The 19,420-nt window shown below is 43.9% G+C and carries 17 protein-coding genes; 11 read left to right on the top strand and 6 right to left on the bottom strand.

Annotated features, from left to right (window positions below):
• Nucleotides 1-134: 134 nt before the first annotated feature.
• Nucleotides 135-1,169 carry a metal-dependent hydrolase gene (locus V7R39_RS00175; RefSeq protein WP_334027020.1) on the bottom strand — a complete coding sequence of 345 codons (1,035 nt, stop codon included), beginning with the start codon at nucleotides 1,167-1,169 and terminating at the stop codon, nucleotides 135-137.
• 342 nt (nucleotides 1,170-1,511) lie between these two features.
• Between V7R39_RS00175 and V7R39_RS00170 the strand changes: the two genes are divergently transcribed.
• Together V7R39_RS00170 and tyrA are read left to right on the top strand one after the other, a co-directional pair.
• Nucleotides 1,512-2,600, top strand: a complete 1,089-nt coding sequence (locus V7R39_RS00170; RefSeq protein ID WP_163105409.1) for a 3-deoxy-7-phosphoheptulonate synthase — start codon at nucleotides 1,512-1,514, stop codon at nucleotides 2,598-2,600.
• Nucleotides 2,601-2,917: 317 nt separating this feature from the next.
• A complete protein-coding gene (gene tyrA, locus V7R39_RS00165; RefSeq protein ID WP_334027015.1) occupies nucleotides 2,918-4,063 on the top strand; it encodes a bifunctional chorismate mutase/prephenate dehydrogenase in 1,146 nt (381 codons plus the stop codon).
• A gap of 116 nt (nucleotides 4,064-4,179) precedes the next feature.
• Here tyrA and pheA read toward each other — a convergent pair whose 3' ends face one another.
• The 3 genes from pheA to yciH form a co-directional block, all read right to left on the bottom strand.
• On the bottom strand, nucleotides 4,180-5,361 hold the full coding sequence (pheA, locus tag V7R39_RS00160; RefSeq protein WP_334027013.1) for a prephenate dehydratase: 1,182 nt from the start codon (nucleotides 5,359-5,361) through the stop codon (nucleotides 4,180-4,182).
• 259 nt (nucleotides 5,362-5,620) lie between these two features.
• Nucleotides 5,621-6,421: a response regulator gene (locus V7R39_RS00155; RefSeq protein WP_334027011.1), complete on the bottom strand. Its 801-nt coding sequence runs from the start codon at nucleotides 6,419-6,421 to the stop codon at nucleotides 5,621-5,623.
• Nucleotides 6,422-6,471: 50 nt separating this feature from the next.
• Nucleotides 6,472-6,804, bottom strand: a complete 333-nt coding sequence (gene yciH / locus V7R39_RS00150; RefSeq protein ID WP_334027009.1) for a stress response translation initiation inhibitor YciH — start codon at nucleotides 6,802-6,804, stop codon at nucleotides 6,472-6,474.
• 161 nt (nucleotides 6,805-6,965) lie between these two features.
• Between yciH and V7R39_RS00145 the strand changes: the two genes are divergently transcribed.
• From V7R39_RS00145 to V7R39_RS00110, 8 genes are all read left to right on the top strand, one after another.
• Nucleotides 6,966-7,271, top strand: coding sequence for an STAS domain-containing protein (locus V7R39_RS00145; RefSeq protein ID WP_334027007.1), 306 nt, complete (start codon nucleotides 6,966-6,968; stop codon nucleotides 7,269-7,271).
• 154 nt (nucleotides 7,272-7,425) lie between these two features.
• Complete coding sequence (locus V7R39_RS00140; protein WP_334027005.1) at nucleotides 7,426-9,090, top strand: ATP-binding SpoIIE family protein phosphatase; 1,665 nt, start codon at nucleotides 7,426-7,428, stop codon at nucleotides 9,088-9,090.
• 99 nt (nucleotides 9,091-9,189) lie between these two features.
• On the top strand, nucleotides 9,190-9,639 hold the full coding sequence (locus tag V7R39_RS00135; protein WP_334027002.1) for a tellurite resistance TerB family protein: 450 nt from the start codon (nucleotides 9,190-9,192) through the stop codon (nucleotides 9,637-9,639).
• A gap of 144 nt (nucleotides 9,640-9,783) precedes the next feature.
• On the top strand, nucleotides 9,784-11,856 hold the full coding sequence (locus tag V7R39_RS00130) for a putative bifunctional diguanylate cyclase/phosphodiesterase (RefSeq protein WP_334027000.1): 2,073 nt from the start codon (nucleotides 9,784-9,786) through the stop codon (nucleotides 11,854-11,856).
• A 172-nt stretch (nucleotides 11,857-12,028) separates the two neighbouring features.
• Nucleotides 12,029-12,325: a calcium-binding protein gene (locus V7R39_RS00125; RefSeq protein WP_334026999.1), complete on the top strand. Its 297-nt coding sequence runs from the start codon at nucleotides 12,029-12,031 to the stop codon at nucleotides 12,323-12,325.
• A 152-nt stretch (nucleotides 12,326-12,477) separates the two neighbouring features.
• Nucleotides 12,478-13,893 (top strand): sensor histidine kinase, encoded by a 1,416-nt coding sequence (locus V7R39_RS00120; protein ID WP_334028094.1) that lies wholly within the window; start codon nucleotides 12,478-12,480, stop codon nucleotides 13,891-13,893.
• 162 nt (nucleotides 13,894-14,055) lie between these two features.
• On the top strand, nucleotides 14,056-14,640 hold the full coding sequence (locus tag V7R39_RS00115; protein WP_334026997.1) for a hypothetical protein: 585 nt from the start codon (nucleotides 14,056-14,058) through the stop codon (nucleotides 14,638-14,640).
• Nucleotides 14,637-15,977 carry a sigma 54-interacting transcriptional regulator gene (locus V7R39_RS00110; protein WP_334026995.1) on the top strand — a complete coding sequence of 447 codons (1,341 nt, stop codon included), beginning with the start codon at nucleotides 14,637-14,639 and terminating at the stop codon, nucleotides 15,975-15,977. Before V7R39_RS00115 ends, V7R39_RS00110 begins: the two co-directional genes overlap by 4 nt.
• A gap of 42 nt (nucleotides 15,978-16,019) precedes the next feature.
• Here V7R39_RS00110 and V7R39_RS00105 read toward each other — a convergent pair whose 3' ends face one another.
• Entirely contained in the window at nucleotides 16,020-16,472 is a 453-nt protein-coding gene (locus V7R39_RS00105; protein WP_334026993.1) for a GAF domain-containing protein, read from the bottom strand.
• A 42-nt stretch (nucleotides 16,473-16,514) separates the two neighbouring features.
• Complete coding sequence (locus V7R39_RS00100; protein ID WP_334026991.1) at nucleotides 16,515-17,426, bottom strand: DUF72 domain-containing protein; 912 nt, start codon at nucleotides 17,424-17,426, stop codon at nucleotides 16,515-16,517.
• Between the two features lie 233 nt (nucleotides 17,427-17,659).
• Between V7R39_RS00100 and aspS the strand changes: the two genes are divergently transcribed.
• A complete protein-coding gene (aspS, locus tag V7R39_RS00095; RefSeq protein ID WP_334026989.1) occupies nucleotides 17,660-19,420 on the top strand; it encodes an aspartate--tRNA ligase in 1,761 nt (586 codons plus the stop codon).

Below are 19,420 nucleotides of genomic sequence, written 5' to 3'. Positions count from 1 at the left end.
TATTTATTGATACTTGTAAACCACTACAGCTTTTTTGTAAATTGACCACTACGGGACGCTAAGCAACCACCAGGTATAAGAGCGAACTTACGTTGCGGACTCATTTTACTCACTCACCTTTCTAGCACAAATTACTAGCAAGGCGGTTGCTGGTCTGCGGTTGGTGCCAATGAAATTGACGGGTCCCAAATACGCTGCCAAATAGACTGCATGTCGCTTAACTCGGGCCGTTTACTAAACTTTTCAAATGAACCCACCTCAACGCCTGAATCCGTTTGTTTGGCGACCTTAAAATTAAACGCATAAGCACATTCTACGCCCATTCTTAAGTCTGAAAGAATGATGTCATCATCTTGTAATCGCACAGAATATAGCCCCTTGGTAAACCATTGTAAGCGTCTTATGCCCCATTCAGATTGGACGGGAATAAGTAATTTAGGGGCGGTTGGATAGGCGTCAACACTGACATCCTCTACCGCATCAAAAACAGAGGTATAAATTTCATAGTATTCGTTTTCGACCACCACCACGCTGCGCCACAATAACGTTGTGAAAGGCGCAGGTGTACTCATGTAGTGCTGTGACTGAATGCCTTGTTTCGCTAACGCCGATTCAACATTGTTATCAATGATAAGTTTGCCAATAAGTGACCAGCCTAAATAGATACAGCTCACGAGTAAACCGAATGCATTGGCTCGCGCTCTTGTTATGTTTTGAATCTTGGGCAATAACACCATGATTAAGCCAACGAGCAATGGAATAGTGACAAATGGGTCGATGATAAAAATATTCGATATGGCAAAAGGATATTCGGTTATGGGCCACAACAACTGAGTGCCATAAACCGTAAAGCTATCTAAAACTGCATGGGTAGACAAACACAAAAATACCAACCAAAACCAACGGTATTTAAATGTCGATGTGCCTTTGTGAATGTGTGTGAGTAACCACACAATTATAGGGCTGATAATCAAGTGGACTAACAGCGAGTGGCTAAATCCGCGGTGGTAGGTAAATGCTTCAACAGCACCCTCGTAGGGTAAAAAAACGTCTAAGTCCGGAACGGTGCCAAGTATTGCGCCCCATAAAGCGGCCTTTCTACCCACTTTGTTTCCAAGTACCGCATAACCAACTGCGCCACCTAATGCCGCCTGTGTGAGAGAGTCCATATAGCCCACTTAATTTCTAATTTCATACTCATACGACATGGGTCCCTCATCAGGCCAATTTTCTTGTAAAGCAGTTCGGCGTTTTTAAGTAAGCATCACAGTTGTTCATTTTATGCTCGTCTTGGGTAATTAAACCCCAGTTAGACCCTTCATTCACATCCCATCTAACCCAGATCAAAGTATTATGCGTTATTGCTTGCTTCGTTAGTGGTTAATTGTTAAAAAGTCAACGACGTTAAAGAAATATAGAAAAAGCTGGTTGTACAATAAGGTTTACATGCAGGTTGCATACTCTTTTGGCGTTTAATAATTTTTTTCATTTTTTAGTTAAGAGAGCTTTCCATGATAAAGGACACTGTTAATAATGTTCACGTAAGTGCAGAAGATGTGCTTATTACTCCCGATGCGTTAAGTGCTGAACTGCCTGTTTCAGACGAAGCGTTAGCGGCTATCTCAGATTCACGCCAAATTATTTCAGATATTATCCATCGACGTGATCACCGTATGCTTGTGGTATGCGGTCCTTGCTCAATTCATGATGTTGAAGCGGCTAAAGAGTATGCGTTGAAGCTAAAAGAGCTTCACGAATCATGCAAAGACACGCTATTTATCGTGATGCGGGTTTATTTTGAAAAACCTCGTACTACGACAGGCTGGAAAGGTTTGATTAACGACCCACATATCGATGGCACGTTCGATATTGAAACTGGCCTACGCAAAGCCCGAGAGCTTCTTATCTGGCTAGCAGAATTAGAGCTTCCGGTTGCAACGGAAGCACTCGATCCTATCAGCCCTCAGTACCTCGCTGAACTATTTAGCTGGTCAGCCATTGGTGCACGTACCTCAGAGTCGCAAACTCACCGTGAAATGGCGAGTGGCTTATCCATGCCAGTGGGCTTTAAAAACGGTACAGACGGCGGTTTAGGCATTGCTATTAATGCACTTAAATCAGCTGCATCTGGGCATCGTTTCATGGGTATAAATAAGCAAGGCCAAGTAAGTATCATTGGCACTAGCGGAAACCCGGATGGTCATATTATTCTTCGCGGCGGTAAGCAGCCTAACTACGATTCTGTTTGCGTTTCTGAGTGTGAACTTGAGATGCAAGATGCGAATCTTACGGCGGGCTTAGTGGTTGATTGCAGCCACGCTAACTCTTCAAAAGATTACCGTCGTCAGCCTTTAGTAGCGCAAAATGTGGTCAATCAAATTTTGGAAGGTAATCAATCTATTATCGGCATTATGCTCGAGAGTCACTTAAAGCCTGGCAATCAAAAAGCAGAAGGTAAGAAGTACGAGGAGTTAGACTATGGTGTTTCAATCACTGACGGCTGTATTGATTGGGAAAGCACTGAAAACCTCATATCTCAAACCAGAGATAAACTGATAACTGTGCTACCCTTACGCCAAAATAAGCGCACAGTAGCATAACAAATTACTAGGGCGTGTTGATCTTTGCTGTACATTTTTGCAGCGGTCTGTGAGCTATTTAGACAAGGCGAATGGTTGAAGGTCTAGCGGGCTAAATCGAAACCATTCAACGCAGAGTAAATAGCTCACAGGCGCTGCCCGAAGGGGGCGTTATGGAAGCATTTCACTCTTTGTCCCCGCTTTTTTATTTGGGCCCTTTGACTTAGCCCACTAGGCCTACAGGACTGTTTCGCGATTAAAATGCTTCCATTTAGCCCAAAATTCGTACAACAAAGATCAACACGCCCTAGTGCCATTTGATTCAAGGATAAACCACAATGGCCGATTTTTCACAGCAATTGGCGTCACTGCGCGAGGGCATCGACGAGCTGGATACCCAGCTCGTTGAACTGCTAGCAAAGCGCAATGAGATCACCACCAAAGTAGGGCAAATTAAAGCGCAAGCGGGAATGCCTGTTTACGTGCCCGAACGGGAGAAAGCCCTTATTGCTTCTAGGCGACAACAAGCTAAAGAAATGGGGGTTTCTGCCGATTTAACCGAAGATCTTCTTCGCCGCGTCATGCGCGAGTCTTACCACACTCAAAATAATGAATACCGCTGCGTGAAACCAGATATCGACAATGTGGTTGTTATTGGTGGCGGCGGTGCGCTAGGGCGGGTGTTTGTTAGTTTGTTTCAACGCAGTAAATACAACGTTGGCGTTGTTGAAAAAGACGACTGGGAAAATGGCAACGCGCAGACGCTACTGTCAAACGCCTCGTTAGTTATTGTGGCAGTACCTATCAATTTAACCGAAGCGGTTATAAAGCGCCTAACCATGCTACCTGATAACTGTATTCTTGCAGACATTACCAGTATAAAAGCGATGCCGCTCAACGCCATGCTTGTTGTACACAAAGGACCTGTGGTGGGATTACATCCCATGTTTGGGCCTGATGCCCCGGGTATGATTAAGCAGGTGGTGGTGGTGTGTAACGGGCGCCAGAGTGATAAGTATGAGTGGCTAATAGAGCAAATGCGAATCTGGGGCGCTACGGTTCACAACTCCAGTGCAAAAGAGCACGATGAGGCTATGGCATATATACAGGTTATGCGCCACTTCAACACGTTTGTGTATGGCCAACACCTTAAAGGTGAAAACCCCAATTTAGACTCACTGACCATGTTCAGCTCGCCCATCTATCGCTTAGAATTGGCTATGGTTGGGCGACTGTTTGCCCAGTCTCCTCAGTTATACGCCGACATTATTTTTAATAACCCCGATAATTTTGCGCTATTGCGAAGATTTTACGAGCGCTTTGGGTTAGCGTTATCACTGCTAGAAAGTGGCGATAAGAAAGGGTTTGTTGAGCAGTTTATGAAAGTTGGCGGCTGGTTTGGTGATTATGCGAAAAAGTGTTTAGTCGATAGTAAGCAGCTATTGTTAAAAGCCGACGATGGGCAGCTATTGAGAGACAAATAGACCTTTAATAGTTAAGAAGAAAGAGAAGGCGAGGGCATTTAAGCGCAAATGCTACCTCGCCTTTTTGCTATGTGTTATCCAACCAACTATCGAAGGGCTGGCATTTTAATATTCTATTACTGAGCTAGTGCACTTGCTGCCGCCACCTTAGTAGGGCTTATTTCTTCGCTGGGGTAACAGCCAAGTACTTTTATATAGCGAGTGATACTTTGCAGCGAGGCAAACGCGGTTTGCACCGGCCCATCCTCAACGTTGCCCTCCACATCAATATAGAACATCTCTTCCCACGGGTTGCCAGGAATGGGGCGAGACTCCAACTTGGTCATGTTGATTTTGTTTTCTCTTAATACCAGCAATGCCTCTACGAGTGCGCCTGGCTTTTGTATCGTTGACATGACCAGCGTGGTCTTTGCAGGTACTTGAAGCGGAACCGTCACCGCGTTTCTTGCCACCACAATAAAGCGGCTGTGGTTTTCTTTCTGATTGGCTAAATTACTTTTTATCGCCGTAAGACCATAAAGATTTCCACCGGCCTCACTACCAATGGCGGCAACATCATCCCGTGCTAAATCGCTTACCGTGAGCATTGCAGAAGAGGTGCTGTCCATGGTTTTTACTTCCACGTTGCCAAGCTCTGCTAAAAAGTGGCTGCATTGTGTGAAAACTTGAGGGTGAGCGTACAGCGTCTTAATTTTTTCAATCGATGTGTCTGCACCAACTAATAGAGTATGGCGGATAGGGTGGGTTAGCTCGCCAATAATACTTAACTGTGTGTGTTGGAGTTGGTCATAAACCTCGTTAATACTGCCGGATGTCGTGTTTTCGATGGGCAACACGGCGTAATCAGCCTCCGTATTTTCCACTTTATGAATAATTTCGCCAAAACTCTGACAACCAATCTCTAATAGCTCACCTGGGCGACGTGAGAAATACTTTTGGGTAGCAAGGTAGGAATAAGACCCCTTGTCACCTAAAAACGCAACGCGGTTAAGGGGTAATGTGCTTCCCGGATTAGCGCGCTCTGCAAGCATAGCCTGCTGATTGAGAACCGAGTCCTCAATGATCACATGAAAGATTTGCGTCACGTAGTGAGGGTCTAAATTTACACTCTGCCCCTCTTTAATCAAACGAACGAGCAGTTGCTCTTCGCGCTTTTGATCTCGTACGGGGATATGATGCTTAATTTTTGTTTCTGCAACTTCGTTGGTGAGTTTTCTTCTTTCAGCCAGTAAGTTTAGTAATTCGCTGTCTAGAGCGGTAATGCGCTTCCTGACAGTATCTAGTGCGTTGTCTGACATAATTTTCCCGTATAAAAATCTAAATCTATGACTTCAAAAGTTGTGTTGAATAGGTGGTAAAAAAAAACCTCCCTGAAGGGAGGTTCTTTTGCATGTAGCAGCGCCCTCCTAGTATAAGGATGTAAACGCGAAAAATAGAATTGCTACGTGCTGTATGTTCGTTTTCATACAATGAATGTAAGTCTAATGCCCAATGCTGTCAATTCTTTTTTACAAGCTGGTTTAATTATTTGAGCAAAAAAGTTGAAATAAATTTTTGCTATTGACTTAACAGGGCTGAAAGCATTTGTCTTACTTCATTAGGCTCGAAGGGCTTGTCGCAAAGCGCATTTACACCGGTTTGCTGTATGTTTGCCATGTGCATACTGTCAGCAGATTCGGATGTAACCATAATAATGGGAATGTGCGTAGTTTCAGGATTGAACCTGATGAATTCTGAAAGCTCTCTGCCGTCCATCTCTGGCATGTTGTAATCCGTTACCACTAAGTCAAAAGCTTCATCTTTAATAAATGTAAGAGCCATAGCCCCGTTCACTGCTTCTTTGATTTTCTGTAGTCCCATACCTTCGAGTACTCTGCGAATATGGTTACGGGCTAGCTTACTGTCATCGACTAACAATACTCTTACGTCGTGAACATCAAAAAGCTCTAAATCAAGTTCATCGTGATTAATGAGGTCAAGACTAGCATTCAGCGCTCTAGAGAGATGCAGCGGTTCAAACGGTTTTGGAAGAATGGCTGCCACACCTGCCTGTTTAAACTCTTCTAGCTTGCTTATTCGATTTTCACTTGAAACCAACATAAATGGGATAGATTTAAACTCGTCGCTTTCTTTTATGAATTTAAGCAGTTCAAGCGCCGTGCCGTCTTCAAAATACATAGCGCTAACGACAAGGTCTGCGCCATGTGCGCGAATGGCAGATTTTGCTTCACCGAATGTACTAACAGGATCAATTTCCTTAACACTTTCTTTAAGCAACAAGGTAGTGATGATTTTTCTCTGGGTATCAGAGGGCTCTACCAAAATAATATGTAAATCAGAAATTGACAGCTTTTCCATTTCGGACTCTTTTTGTTATGTGTTTATGAAAAAGTAGGAGGGGGCAGACGCTATCCTCCTGCAAGTTTTACCTTATAATTTTTTTCTTCCAGCAACAGGCGAAGTTTTTCTCTGTCGTCGGTTTGAACTTCAATCACGCCGTCTTTAACCGCACCGCCGCAACCGCATTTCTTTTTAAGTTCAGAGCCTAATTTCTTTAGGTCTGCGGGAAGCATGTCTAACCCTTTAATAAGAGACACACCTTTACCCTTTCTTCCCTTAGTTTCCCGGTGAATACGAACGATGCCATCGTCCGACACTGAGCGAGCTTGGGGTTTTTCGTTTCGTTTGACTTTACCGCTTTGGGTACTGTAGACCAAAAGTGCATCTTGCCAATCTTGCATATCTGCCTCTAACCTTAAGCTAACCTTTCATTTTTCAGAAAAACTGTCATTCTGACAATTAAATTGTCTGAGAATTTATTGCAAACTTGAACTAAAATTAAGGATAGCAAAATTGACGACAGATGATGAAACTTTTCTCAACCAAATACATTGGAGGTTTAATGACAATTACATCGCAGTATCGCCAAGATGGCGAAGTTTTAGTTATCAAAGTGGGGGAAAAGTTCGACTTTAGTAAAGTTGAAGAATTTAGAAACGCGTACAGCGATCTGACTGATAATACGAACGAAATCGCTGTGGATTTATCTATTACGGTGTACATGGATAGCTCTGCGTTAGGTATGTTGTTAAACATGCAGAAGTCGCTCAAGGGGGGCAACTACACGTATAGCATAGAAAATGCACGTCCACAGGTGAGTAAAATACTGGAAATTTCTCGCTTTGATAAAAAGTTTCAACTTCGCTAGGAAGGCGAGAAGCGTCTTAACGCTTTGAAGTAATGTACCTCCCGATAACTAGATGAAATACGGTGAGGCGGGATAGAGTGAGATAAGACGAAATAAAAAGTCTCATCCTATGTTCGGGTACTGTTCGATGCTTCTGTTATTAAGGATAGGTACTATGAAAATTCTTATTGTCGACGATGAGCCTATCAATCGCATTTTACTTTTGAATATGCTCAGCGCAGAAGGGTATGACGACTGCATTGAGGCTGAGAACGGCACACAGGCAATTGAAAAGTTTAAATCAGGGGCGCCAGACCTGATTTTACTCGATGTGGTAATGCCAGATATGAGTGGCTTTGATGTTGTACCACAATTGCGTAAGCATGCCTCAGAAGAATACCTTCCCATTCTTTTTATTACTGCACTGGAAGACAAGGCCAGCTTGGTTAAGTGTTTAGAGGTTGGCGGCAATGATTTTGCTACCAAACCCTTCGACAAACACATACTCATTGCCAAGATTCGAGCGCATTTGAAAATCAGAGCGTTGAGCGTTCGTATTGAGCAGCAAAACAAAGCCTTGTTGCTGTTCAACCAGCGAGTAGCTCGCGAACACGCTATCGTCGAGCATATCTTTAGCAATGCAATTGTCAACGACCCGCAAGTACTGTCTTATTTTGACTATTACATTAAACCTGCAGAAAGTTTTAATGGTGATGTCTTTTTATGTGAGAAAAACCCAAATGGTGGCGTTTACTTTGCGGTTGGAGACTTCACTGGTCACGGTTTAGCATCGGCGGTAGGCGCATTGCCAGTCACCAGAGCTTTTCAGGAAATGTCTCAGCAGGGCGTAACTGTGTCTGAAATTGCCAGGGAGCTCAATAATATCTTGCTCAAGTTTCTCCCTCACGACATGTTCATGGCAGCAGTCATTGGGGAGATTGATTCAACAGGCTCTCATATTACTTTATGGCAAGGCGGTATGCCGGCTGTACTTACCGCGGGTAAAATGGCCTCAGAGTTACGTCAGTGTCCTTCACGGCATATGGCTCTTGGGATCTTCGATGACGAAGAATTCGACACTGCCTGCGACACCGTTCACTTATCTCACGGTGAGCAGCTTATTATTGTTAGCGACGGTTTAATTGAAGTGTTCAACGGTAATAACGATATGCTCATGGAAGATGGTATTAGTGATATTATCAAGACTATGCTACTAAACAGTGAAACCATTACCGCACAATCGCTGTACGAGAAGGCCTTGCAGTTCAATGTTAGCGATTCTTTTGACGACGATGTTACAGCTATCATTTTTTCCGCAAAGCCACTTCAACTTTTACCATCAGTAAAAAATCAATTCAGTTTGCCTTCTTCACACGAAGTCGTTCTTACTGCTGAGCTATTAAAACAGCCAGACATTTTGCAACGAGTTTTGCAGATAGCAGGTCAGTGTGAGGGCGTTCAGAGCATCCGCTCTGTCTTGTACACGGTGCTTTCAGAATTATTTAATAATGCACTCGAACACGGTGTGTTAAAACTCGATTCAGAAATGAAAAGCTCTACTGATGGTTTTCATTCCTACTATGACTTAAGAGAAACATCGCTAAAAGAGCTCAGCGACGCAAGTATTACCATTAGAATTGAGTCTTTGCCTAACGAACAAAAAATACAAGTGTCAGTGCTCGATAGTGGCGACGGTTTTAGTTGGGATAGTTTACAAAATGTGACTAACGATGAATCTTTTGGGCGAGGGCTAGCAATGGTGCATGCGTTGTGTGAGCAGGTACGATTTGAAGAGGGAGGTCGAAAGGTAATAGGTACGCTTAGCACTAATCCTCATTAGCGCTAATTTTAGGCCACTAAACGATAACTTCTTTCGTTATCATCTGCTTAAGGCTACAAAGTAAATAACGCACAAGGCGCTAACGCTAAAGGAGCTAAAATGTTAAAACAATTTTTAACCTTGTTTGAAGATGCTAAAAAACAGCAAAAGCCGACTTATTCTTATGAGCTTGCCACGGCCGCGTTACTCAGTGAAATAGTGAATGCCGATAACGAAGTGACCGAAGATGAGCGTAAAGCATATCAACATCAACTGAAAAAACATGTGAATATTGATGACGAAGCCCTGGCCCTTCTACTAGAAGAAGGGAATGAGACGTCTGAAAATGCCATTGATGTCGTTCAGTTCACAAAAGTCGTTAATGCGCACTGCGGTAGTGAAGAGAAAGCAAGCATTATTCGCAGCCTTTGGGCGATTGCCTATGCAGACAGCACGCTAGCACCGCTTGAGGAAAGTACCATAAGGCAAATTGCAGATTTACTTTATGTACCTCACAGTCAATTTATCAAGACAAAATTGGATGTGAAAGACGGACAGACTGACGTCTAGCTTCAGCCTTTTCATTGATGTTTGTAGTAAAGCGGCGTTAAAAGAGTTGTTATTTACTCTCCTTCACATGTTATTTTACGCATTTAGCGGGTAAACTCGCTTGCTGTCTTTCACATTACTATTTCGTCGAACAAGGTTGTGTTGGTGTTTAAATCGATAAAAATTACCATGGGTATTGTGATAGCGATATCGATGTGTGCCCTTGCTATAGCGGTGTTTGTGATCAATAAAGTTGAGCACAACGCGTTAATGAAGCAAGTGGTAGAAAGCAACACCAGTGCAATCAGTAATAGTTTAGCGTCGCAATTGAGTGTGCTCGCAGACACGGGTTCAGATAATGTAGACAGGTACGAGTTAATATTTAAATCGGTGCGAGAACACAATTATTTCATATCGGCAACGCTTTACGATACCAATTATAAAGCGATTACGTCTGTAGCATTGAGAAAAGAGTCTGATTATGGCTCAGCGATTCCCTCTTCACCCCGCGATATTCCCTACGGCGTAACCCTGCATTCCAACGATGTTATTACTACTCATAATCTTGTAGGAACGAGTACTTACCCCCTTGGACACGTTGTTATTCATGCTGACGCTAAAGCTGCCATACCTGAGCAAAGTGCAAGAACGCTGGTGCGTCAATTCTTCCTTATTCTGGTCATAGGATTGCTCTGCGTGGGTATTTGTCTGTTGGTGACCCACCGTCTTATTACGCCATTATTTGAATTAAAGCGGTTCACTCAGGACCTTTTTGAAACAAAAGATTATGCACTGCGAAGCTCAATTTCCTCACAAAACGAATTTGGACAGTTAGGCTCAAATATAAATAGTCTGCTCGATACAATTGAAGTAGAACTTTTGATAAATTTTGAACAGAAACAAACCCTGTTTGACCAACAAGAAACTATGGCCCGACTAGCCAATTACGATAGTTTAACAGGGCTACCTAATAGACAATACGTGCTTGATAACCTCAGGCTTGAACTAGCGCGAGCCAAGCGAAACGACGAAGACATGATGCTGTTGTTTTTCGACTTAGATGGATTTAAAGGAATAAATGATTCATTAGGTCATGAGACCGGCGACCTTATCTTAATTGAGGTTGCCGATAGAGTGCAGCGTCTTTTGCGAAATGATGATTTATTTGCTCGCTTAGGTGGTGACGAGTTTATCGTTCTTCCTGATAGAGAGGTAAGCGACTACGCCGCTGAGCAGTTAGCGATACGTTTATTGTCTGCATTTGATGAGCCATTTGAGATGCAAGGCCTCTCTCTGACAGTAGGAATAAGCGTTGGTGTTGCAAAAGCAAGCGATGCGAATTTTGAGCTTAGCGACCTGATGAGTAACGCCGATCTAGCAATGTACAGATCGAAGGCGAGGGGGCGTGGAAGCTATACACTATTTACACCAGATATGGTTGAGTCACACAAGCGCAAGCTTCAGATTGCAAATGGCATTGAGCAAGGACTGCGCGAGGACGAATTCATTGTGTATTATCAGGTGAAAGTTGATAACAACGGTCATGTTATTGGCGCTGAAGCCCTTATACGTTGGCAGCATCCGGAATTTGGGCTTGTAATGCCCAATGAATTTATCCCCATTGCTGAGCAAGGCGGCAAGATTACCGCTATTACCCAGTGGATAATCAAACGTGTGTGTATAGACCTTCCTGACATTAAACATTGGGCTCCACAAAACTTCAAAGTGTCGGTGAATTTATCGGGACACGATCTCAGGAACGCACAGCTTTTTGACTACATATACAACACATTAAACGTTTACGATGTTAATCCTGAAAACATGGAGTTTGAGGTAACAGAGAGTGCTTATCTCGAAAACTTCCAACTGTCTAATAAGTTCTTCAGACGAATGAGTAATATGGGTTGTTCCATTGCCTTAGATGATTTTGGTACGGGCTATTCATCACTGAGTTACCTTACCCAGATAACTATCGACACGTTAAAAGTGGATAAACAGTTTGTGATGGAGCTTCAAACCTCTGAACGCAGCAGGTTAGTAACCGGCGCTATTATTGATTTAGCAAAACGTCTATCGCTGACAGTATGCGCTGAAGGAATAGAGACCTACGAGCAGTGGGACTATTTACGCCAGCACGGCTGCGATAACGTTCAGGGCTTTATGTTCAGTAAACCTGTTCCTTTAAAAACGCTACTCAGTCTGGCGCCATTTTATGACGAAAAGCAATTTAAGTCGTAAGGGTTACATATAAAAAAGTGTTTCTAATCAGCAACACATAACCGTGCGGCTAATTCTTTGCATGAATCCAAGATCCTGATATTAAAGTACATTTTAATTTTTCTATAATGTGGCGCGAATCTGGCTAAGTCTGACTAAGTACTGGTTAGCTATCTATTGCGAGGGATTCAGAATGAAGATTTCAGGTAGAAAAATTTTTACGCTGTCAGCAGTTGTGATGTTGCAGGTTTCTTTTGTGGCGTCGGTAAGCGCAAGCCCGGCCAACACGCTGATGCAAAAGCTTGATAAAGATAAGGACGGTTTTATTTCGCTTAAAGAAGCTGTCCAACACATCGAACTATTGCGAAATTTTGGCTTAATTGACGATAACGAAGATGGCAAGCTCACGAAAAAAGAGTTAGCAAAAAGTAAGCTTACACCTAAGGCAAATGAAGCGAATAATAGTGTTACCGCGGCGCTTAAGCAGTAGTAAAAGCAATAGCAAGAACAGTAGTAAAATCACCAAGAAGTAGTAATGTCAGTGAATACTAATTTGCGCTGATATCAACATTCGCTGTAACAAAGCAGCAGAAAAATGAAGAGGGTAGGACTCTGGTTAAAAAGTTTTCCTTAAGCGAACGTATAGTTCAGCTAGGTTCTCTGAGGCAGTTAACACTAGGTAGTTTTGTGTTAGCCCTAATTCCTCTTATTGCGCTGCTGTGGCAAAGCCAGAGCGATTTAGCCAAAGTTGGCCAAATGACAACGTTGGAAACTCGCTTTGTAGTTGAAATTGTAGGTGATGTTCAGCAACTTGATAACGCCGTGGTGGATGTTGAACGAAGTATTCGACAATATTCTGTACTAAAAAGTGAAAGAGTGGCCGCCATCTCAGACAATGCATTAGAGCAATTTGCTCTGGCGGCAGATAACCTGTGCCAAGGTCTTGGCACTAGCGAGGTGTGTAGCTTTTTGACCACACAAATCGACCAACTGGCAGACTATCGAAACATTGAAGATCAATTATTGCTAAATGCTTATCTCGCAACTATCAAAGACAGCGTTAGGCAGCTTCGAGCAGATGTTGAACGGGTTATCACCGAGCGAGTGGCACTGCAGCAGAGCGACCTGAACGCGATGCAGGCAAAGCAAGCATGGTCTACTGCTATGCTGGTTAGTGTTTCTTTAATGCTGATATTGTTAGGCAGTCAGCTTATTGTTAACCCCGTAAATAACCTCAAAAAAATAATTCGTGTACTGGCCCACAGCAAAGGCGAATTGCCACCCCTAACTCGCCACGCGCCCAAAGAATTACTTGATGTAGAGAAAGATTTGCATTGGCTATACGGCCGCCTTCAGCAACTTGAGCATATTCGAACGGCTTTGTTGCGCCATGCGGCCCACGAATTAAAGACCCCTCTAGCCAGCATCAAGGAAGGTTGCAGCCTGTTATCTGAAAATGTGGTGGGCGATCTAAACGATAATCAGCGAGAAGTACTGTCTTTGCTAAGTGGCAGCACTCAACGGCTCAACACTTTGGTTGAAAAACTATTAGACTACAATTTGTTACTGCAGCAGGCTCAGCCCAAACTGGTGCTTTATAAGCCGCAGACGCTGATAGATGAGTGCATTGAGGACTATGCACTCGCTATTCAAAACAGAGAAGTTGTTGTTGATGTGCAGGTTGATGAGGCTCTTCTTGATGAAGAGCTCTTCCGTCGTGTTTTGGATAATTTAGTGTCAAATGCGGTAGCGCATGGTGCTGTCGGCAGACCTATTTTCGTCAAGGTTTACATGAGCAAAAGCACAGGAGAGAGCACTGAAGAAGATATGCTTATACTTGATGTAGCCAACCACGGCAAGCCAATTTCTCCAGAATCAGTTACAACCCTGTTTGAACCTTTCATTCGAGGCAGTGACCCTCGCAATGATAACGTCATCGGAACGGGCTTAGGGTTATCGATTGTTGCAGATTGCGCGCGACTTATGCATGGCGATGTTCAAGTGGTAGAGGTAGACTATGCGGATGTCTGCTTTCGGGTTTCCCTCTCGCAAAATTGAAAGTGCAGCATTTAAGGTACAGCACAGAATAGACTGGTTTAAAAAAGCTGTACTTGAAACGCAGCACTTGAAACGCTGAACTTAAAGCCCAAAGCACATAAAATAAAAAGCACGCACCTTTCAAAGCATGCAGCATAAGCATTGCGCAACAGGAAAAGTAAAATGAGATTAAGTTGTTTTTTTATTGCCGTATTCTTTTTAGTAGGTTGCGAAAGCCTGACTGATGTTAAAGAAAAAGCGTCTGACGAGTCACCGACGCACACCGAGACGGCCCTTGGTAGTACTTTTTGTTTTTATAAAAATCCACCGGAAGATTTTTTACATAACTGTAATGCAAAGCATTGGATAGAGCTTTGGGTCAATGCGTCTGATCAGCCATTCTCGCAGCGTCAGCAAACCTTAGCCACGTTAACAAACAGTGACTACGACCGCTTACACGCTTATATCCTCACGCTTATGAACGATACCCCCTACCAGAATAAACTGCGAGCGCAGCTAGCGTTCAATGAAATATCCCCGCGCTTTACACCACAGAGCCGGAAAGTTATTGACGTAATTGCAGGCGCTCAAAATAATCAATTAATGCAATTTGAGTCTGCGCTGGTAGTGTTGGAAAAAGAAAATACCTCTCGCGGCGAAAAGCTCATAACACTGCAAAACGAGATAGATAGCTTACGTAAGAAACTTGAAGAATTATTACAAATAGAAGCGACATTGATGGATAAAAATAGGAGTGCGCAACAATGAGTGAAAAGGCAAATAACAATCCTGACTTATTGTTGGTTGATGACGATAAAAGTCTACTTCGATTGCTAACAATTCGCCTTGAAGGTGAAGGGTATAACGTCACTGCAGTTGAAGATGGACAAAGCGCACTTAAAAAACTAAAGGGCAATAGTTTCGACGTTGTGCTGAGCGATCTAAGAATGCCTGGTTTAGACGGCTTAAGCTTATTTGAAGAGATTATGGGAATTAGGCAGGATATTCCCGTTATTTTAATGACCGCTCATGGCACCATTGCCGATGCCATTGAGGCTACACAGCGCGGCATATTTGGTTTTCTACCTAAGCCTGTAGAACATGAAGAGCTTCGCGCTCTGTTGCAAAAGGCGCTTAACCAATCACAGGCCGTTAAGCCAGGAGATTGGGCAAAAGAAATAATCACTCGCTCGCCGGAAATGCTGAATGTGCTTGATCAAGCGTTTCGCATTGCTCAGCGTGAAGTGTCGGTATTAATTAGCGGGGCCAGCGGAACGGGTAAAGAGCTTCTCGCTAATGCTATTCATAAAGCGAGCAACCGCAATGACAAGCCATTTGTTGCTATAAACTGTGGCGCGTTGCCTGAAAACCTTCTTGAGTCGGAGCTGTTTGGTCATGCTAAAGGCGCTTTCACTGGCGCGGTTACCGCTCATGCAGGTCTTTTCAAAGAGGCCGATGGCGGTACGCTGTTTTTAGATGAGATTGGTGATATGCCAATGACGCTTCAAGTTAAATTGCTGCGTGCATTGCAAGAGCGTCAGATTCGCCCCGTGGGCAGCAGTAAGCAAGTCGATATTGATGTTCGAATAATATCAGCGACTCATAAAGATTTGCATAAAGAAATGGAAGCGGGAACATTTAGAGAAGATCTTTATTATCGCCTGAATGTGGTTAACCTAAAACTTCCGTCTTTAAAATCTCGTAGCGAAGATATTCCATTGCTTGCGCGCTCTTTATTGCAACAAAGCGCTCAGCGTCATGGTGTTGACGTAAGCCAGTTCTCAGATGATGCTATGCAGCAGTTGGTGACGTCTTCTTGGCCGGGTAATGTGCGACAGTTAGTGAATGTGGTTGAGCAGTGTGTGGCGTTAACGCAAACTCCTATAGTGCCTTTACATCTTGTTGAACAAGCTTTATCTGCCACAAAGCAGAGCTGGCCTACGCTGACCGAAGCGCGAGACGCTTTCGAACAACAGTATTTGTTTAAGCTGCTTAAAATGACCGACGGAAACGTTACTCGAGCTGCAGATTTAGCGGGAAGGAATCGCACCGATATGCATAAGTTGATGAAAAAGCACGAATTGGACGCTTCTGACTTTCGTTAAAGAAGGGGGAAGTGAGAGCCCCATGGCTTGGAATAAAATCGCCTAGGGCAAAATCGGCTGGAGTAAAATCGCGTGGGGCAAAATAGCCCCAGCTTGAAGACCAAAGTGACGCAGCATGGTAATATCAAGGTCTTTGAACTGCCTAGGAGAGTCATGAATAACGCACAGAGTGCCTAGTTCATAACCATCTGTAGAGCGCAGGATAGTACCCGCGTACGCGCGGATAAATGGCTTTCCTTTTACCAATGGATTGTTCGCAAATCTGTCATCCTCATTTGCATCAGGTACAATAAGGTATTCCTCTTCCGCAATGGCATAGGTACAGAACGAGACATTTCGCGGTGTTTCACTGACGTCTAAGCATTGGCGAGATTTAAACCACTGCCTATCATCTGCGATTAAGCTCACTAAGTAAATTTTGCATTTGAAAAAATCCTGAGCATTCTTAGTGATTGCGTCCAGTCTTTCATCTGGTGGTGTATCCAGAATATCCAATTTATAAAGCGCTTTAAGCCTGCATGTAAAATGACTACTCGCCTAAAACAAATCATCCTGAAGAGGGTTCTTTGCCATGGATAATGTCGGTAGAGAATAATCCGGATAGGCCTCGTTATACAAACTGATAAACAAAGATGCTAACCAAGGTGCATCTTTATTGTCTGGGCGATGGCAGAAAAAGTAGGGCGACTTGCCTTCAATACGCCATTGATGAATTTTACTTACCCAAGGACGAAGGCACGCTGTATTGTCCGCCTCGTTATCGTTGCCCACAAAGCGCACTACGGGCTTTTGGCCGGTAGCAATTACATTTACTGGTACTTTGGGCTTCTTACCTCTTACTTCTCTCACTATCTCGCTGGTGATTGGTCCTGTGAATAGGGCTCTGGTATCCATAATGATGCGGTTTGCCTTGTGTTTAATCAGCAGTTGATTAAATGCTTTTTCAGCATCTGACTTAGCAAAAAACTGCCTATGTCGCACTTCTACAGCCACTTCCATAGAGGCTGGAATGTGATTTAAAAATGCATCTAGCACAGCCAATTTGTCAGGACCAAAGCTAGCAGGTAGTTGAACCATCATCACGCCGAGCTTGTGCTTGAGAGGCGCGAGCAGTGACAACTGTTGCCGTATTTCATCTTCACAATGCTGTAGTTGATTTACATGCGTGATTTGCTGGTTGAATTTGAAAGTAAATGAGAAGTGTGGGGGTACCGAATCTGCCCAGCGCGCTACTGCATCTGCATCGGGAAGGGAATAGAAAGTGGTATTACCCTCAACGGTATTACATTCATGGGCGTAATGGATAAGCTGGCTTTGTGCCTTGGGAAATGAGGCAAACCATGAATTTGGCCAGTGGCTGTGCTGCCACATGGGCAACCCAATGAATACAGGCGGTAAGTTTTGCTGGGCGTTAGCCATATTGGTTGCGGTATTGTTCATATTTGTCATTGGGCTTTACGACGCATTTGTTTATACTATGCGACCTTAAATCTAATACATTAAACGTGATGGCTTCTGTGGAGCTTCTTTACTAACAAAAGTGCTTATAACTCCCTCGTGCTGCTATTTCGTATAGAGTTTTACGAATTCGCAAAAGAGGCGTCAGTGTAGAGCATTAGTTCAGGGCCATAAAGTACGCAAATCATCACGTTAAGCAAGAAAATTATCAGGGGTCAACGACCATGCGCACAGATTACTGTGGGAACATCGATTCAACTTACATTGGGCAAGAAGTCACGCTTTGTGGCTGGGTTAACAAACGTCGTGACTTAGGTGGCGTAATCTTTATCGACCTTCGCGACAGAGAAGGGATTGTACAGGTTGTTTTCGACCCTGATTTACCTGATGTACTTTCCGTTGCTAACACCCTTCGCGGTGAGTTTTGTGTAAAGCTAACTGGTAAAGTTCGCGCTCGTCCAGAAGGACAGATTAATAAAGAAATGCGCACAGGTGGAATTGAGATCTTAGGCACAGGTCTTGAAGTTATCAACAAATCAGACGTGCTTCCTCTCGACTGGAATCAAGAAAACTCTGAAGAGCAGCGCTTACGCTACCGTTACCTCGACTTACGTCGCCCGGTAATGAGCCAGCGTTTACAGTTCAGAGCAAAAGTCACTGGCGCGGTTCGCCGCTTCTTGGAAGAAGAGGGCTTTTTAGACATCGAAACGCCTATTCTTACAAAGGCGACACCAGAAGGCGCGCGAGACTATTTGGTGCCAAGTCGTACGCACAAAGGTGAGTTTTTCGCACTACCTCAGTCGCCTCAGCTATTTAAACAATTGCTAATGATGTCGGGCATGGACCGCTACTACCAAATAGTAAAGTGTTTCAGAGACGAAGATTTACGTGCCGACCGTCAGCCAGAATTTACCCAAATCGATATCGAAACGACGTTCCTCGATGCGCAAAGCGTGATGGGTATTACCGAGCGTATGATCCGCGACTTGTTCAACAAGATGCTCGATGTGGACCTTGGCGATTTCCCTCAAATGACTTACGCAGAAGCGATGAAGCGCTTTGGAAGTGATAAGCCTGATTTACGTAACCCTCTTGAGCTTACTGACGTTGCCGATTTGCTTGAAAAAGTGGAGTTTAAAGTATTCAGTGGGCCTGCTAACGACCCGAAAGGCCGTGTAAGCGCCATTCGTGTGCCTGGTGGTGCAAAGCTTTCCCGTAAGCAAATAGACGAGTACACTAAGTTTGTTGGTATTTACGGTGCAAAAGGTCTGGCGTGGATTAAAGTGAACGAGCTCTCTCCTAATCAAGAAGGCCTGCAGTCGCCAGTGCTTAAGTTCTTAAGCGAAGATGTGACCGATGCTATTATCCAGCGTACAGGTGCACAAGCGGGTGATATTCTTTTATTCGGTGCGGATGATTACACCGTAGTGACAGAAGCCATGGGCGCACTTCGTCTAAAACTAGGTGAAGACTTTGAATTGCTAGAGGGCGAATGGAAGCCACTGTGGGTTGTTGATTTCCCTATGTTTGAGGAATTCGATGGTCAGCTTCACGCTATTCACCATCCATTCACGGCACCACGTGGGCTTACACCAGAAGAGTTGAAAGCCAATCCGGTTGGCGCGTTGTCTGATGCCTACGACATGGTGCTTAATGGCGTTGAGTTAGGCGGTGGCTCGGTTCGTATTCACGATGAGAATATGCAGTCTACCGTGTTCAATATTTTAGGAATAGACGACGAAGAAGCAAAGAACAAATTTGGTTTCTTACTCGATGCCCTTCGTTTTGGTGCTCCGCCTCACGCAGGTTTAGCATTTGGTTTAGATCGCCTTGTCATGTTGATGACAGGGGCTACTTCTATTCGCGATGTCATGGCGTTCCCTAAAACCACCACAGCTGCTTGCCCACTCACATCGGCACCAAGCCCAGCTAACCCGCAGCAGCTTGAAGATTTGGCCATTGCGACGGTGAAGAAGCAATCTTAA

Source organism: Alteromonas sp. P256 (genome assembly GCF_036864455.1).
Taxonomy (GTDB): Bacteria; Pseudomonadota; Gammaproteobacteria; order Enterobacterales; family Alteromonadaceae; genus Alteromonas.
This window is presented reverse-complemented; position numbering and strand designations above follow the sequence as displayed.

What these genes read in the sequence shown, in the direction of transcription:
- V7R39_RS00115 (WP_334026997.1), top strand. Translation starts at nt 14,056, where the DNA reads ATGAGATTAAGTTGTTTTTTTATTGCCGTATTCTTTTTAGTAGGTTGC.
- V7R39_RS00170 (WP_163105409.1), top strand. Translation starts at nt 1,512, where the DNA reads ATGATAAAGGACACTGTTAATAATGTTCACGTAAGTGCAGAAGATGTG.
- V7R39_RS00125 (WP_334026999.1), top strand. Translation starts at nt 12,029, where the DNA reads ATGAAGATTTCAGGTAGAAAAATTTTTACGCTGTCAGCAGTTGTGATG.
- V7R39_RS00175 (WP_334027020.1), bottom strand. Translation starts at nt 1,169, where the DNA reads ATGGACTCTCTCACACAGGCGGCATTAGGTGGCGCAGTTGGTTATGCG.
- V7R39_RS00155 (WP_334027011.1), bottom strand. Translation starts at nt 6,421, where the DNA reads ATGGAAAAGCTGTCAATTTCTGATTTACATATTATTTTGGTAGAGCCC.
- V7R39_RS00110 (WP_334026995.1), top strand. Translation starts at nt 14,637, where the DNA reads ATGAGTGAAAAGGCAAATAACAATCCTGACTTATTGTTGGTTGATGAC.
- V7R39_RS00100 (WP_334026991.1), bottom strand. Translation starts at nt 17,426, where the DNA reads ATGACAAATATGAACAATACCGCAACCAATATGGCTAACGCCCAGCAA.
- V7R39_RS00140 (WP_334027005.1), top strand. Translation starts at nt 7,426, where the DNA reads ATGAAAATTCTTATTGTCGACGATGAGCCTATCAATCGCATTTTACTT.
- V7R39_RS00135 (WP_334027002.1), top strand. Translation starts at nt 9,190, where the DNA reads ATGTTAAAACAATTTTTAACCTTGTTTGAAGATGCTAAAAAACAGCAA.
- pheA (WP_334027013.1), bottom strand. Translation starts at nt 5,361, where the DNA reads ATGTCAGACAACGCACTAGATACTGTCAGGAAGCGCATTACCGCTCTA.
- tyrA (WP_334027015.1), top strand. Translation starts at nt 2,918, where the DNA reads ATGGCCGATTTTTCACAGCAATTGGCGTCACTGCGCGAGGGCATCGAC.
- yciH (WP_334027009.1), bottom strand. Translation starts at nt 6,804, where the DNA reads ATGCAAGATTGGCAAGATGCACTTTTGGTCTACAGTACCCAAAGCGGT.
- V7R39_RS00145 (WP_334027007.1), top strand. Translation starts at nt 6,966, where the DNA reads ATGACAATTACATCGCAGTATCGCCAAGATGGCGAAGTTTTAGTTATC.
- aspS (WP_334026989.1), top strand. Translation starts at nt 17,660, where the DNA reads ATGCGCACAGATTACTGTGGGAACATCGATTCAACTTACATTGGGCAA.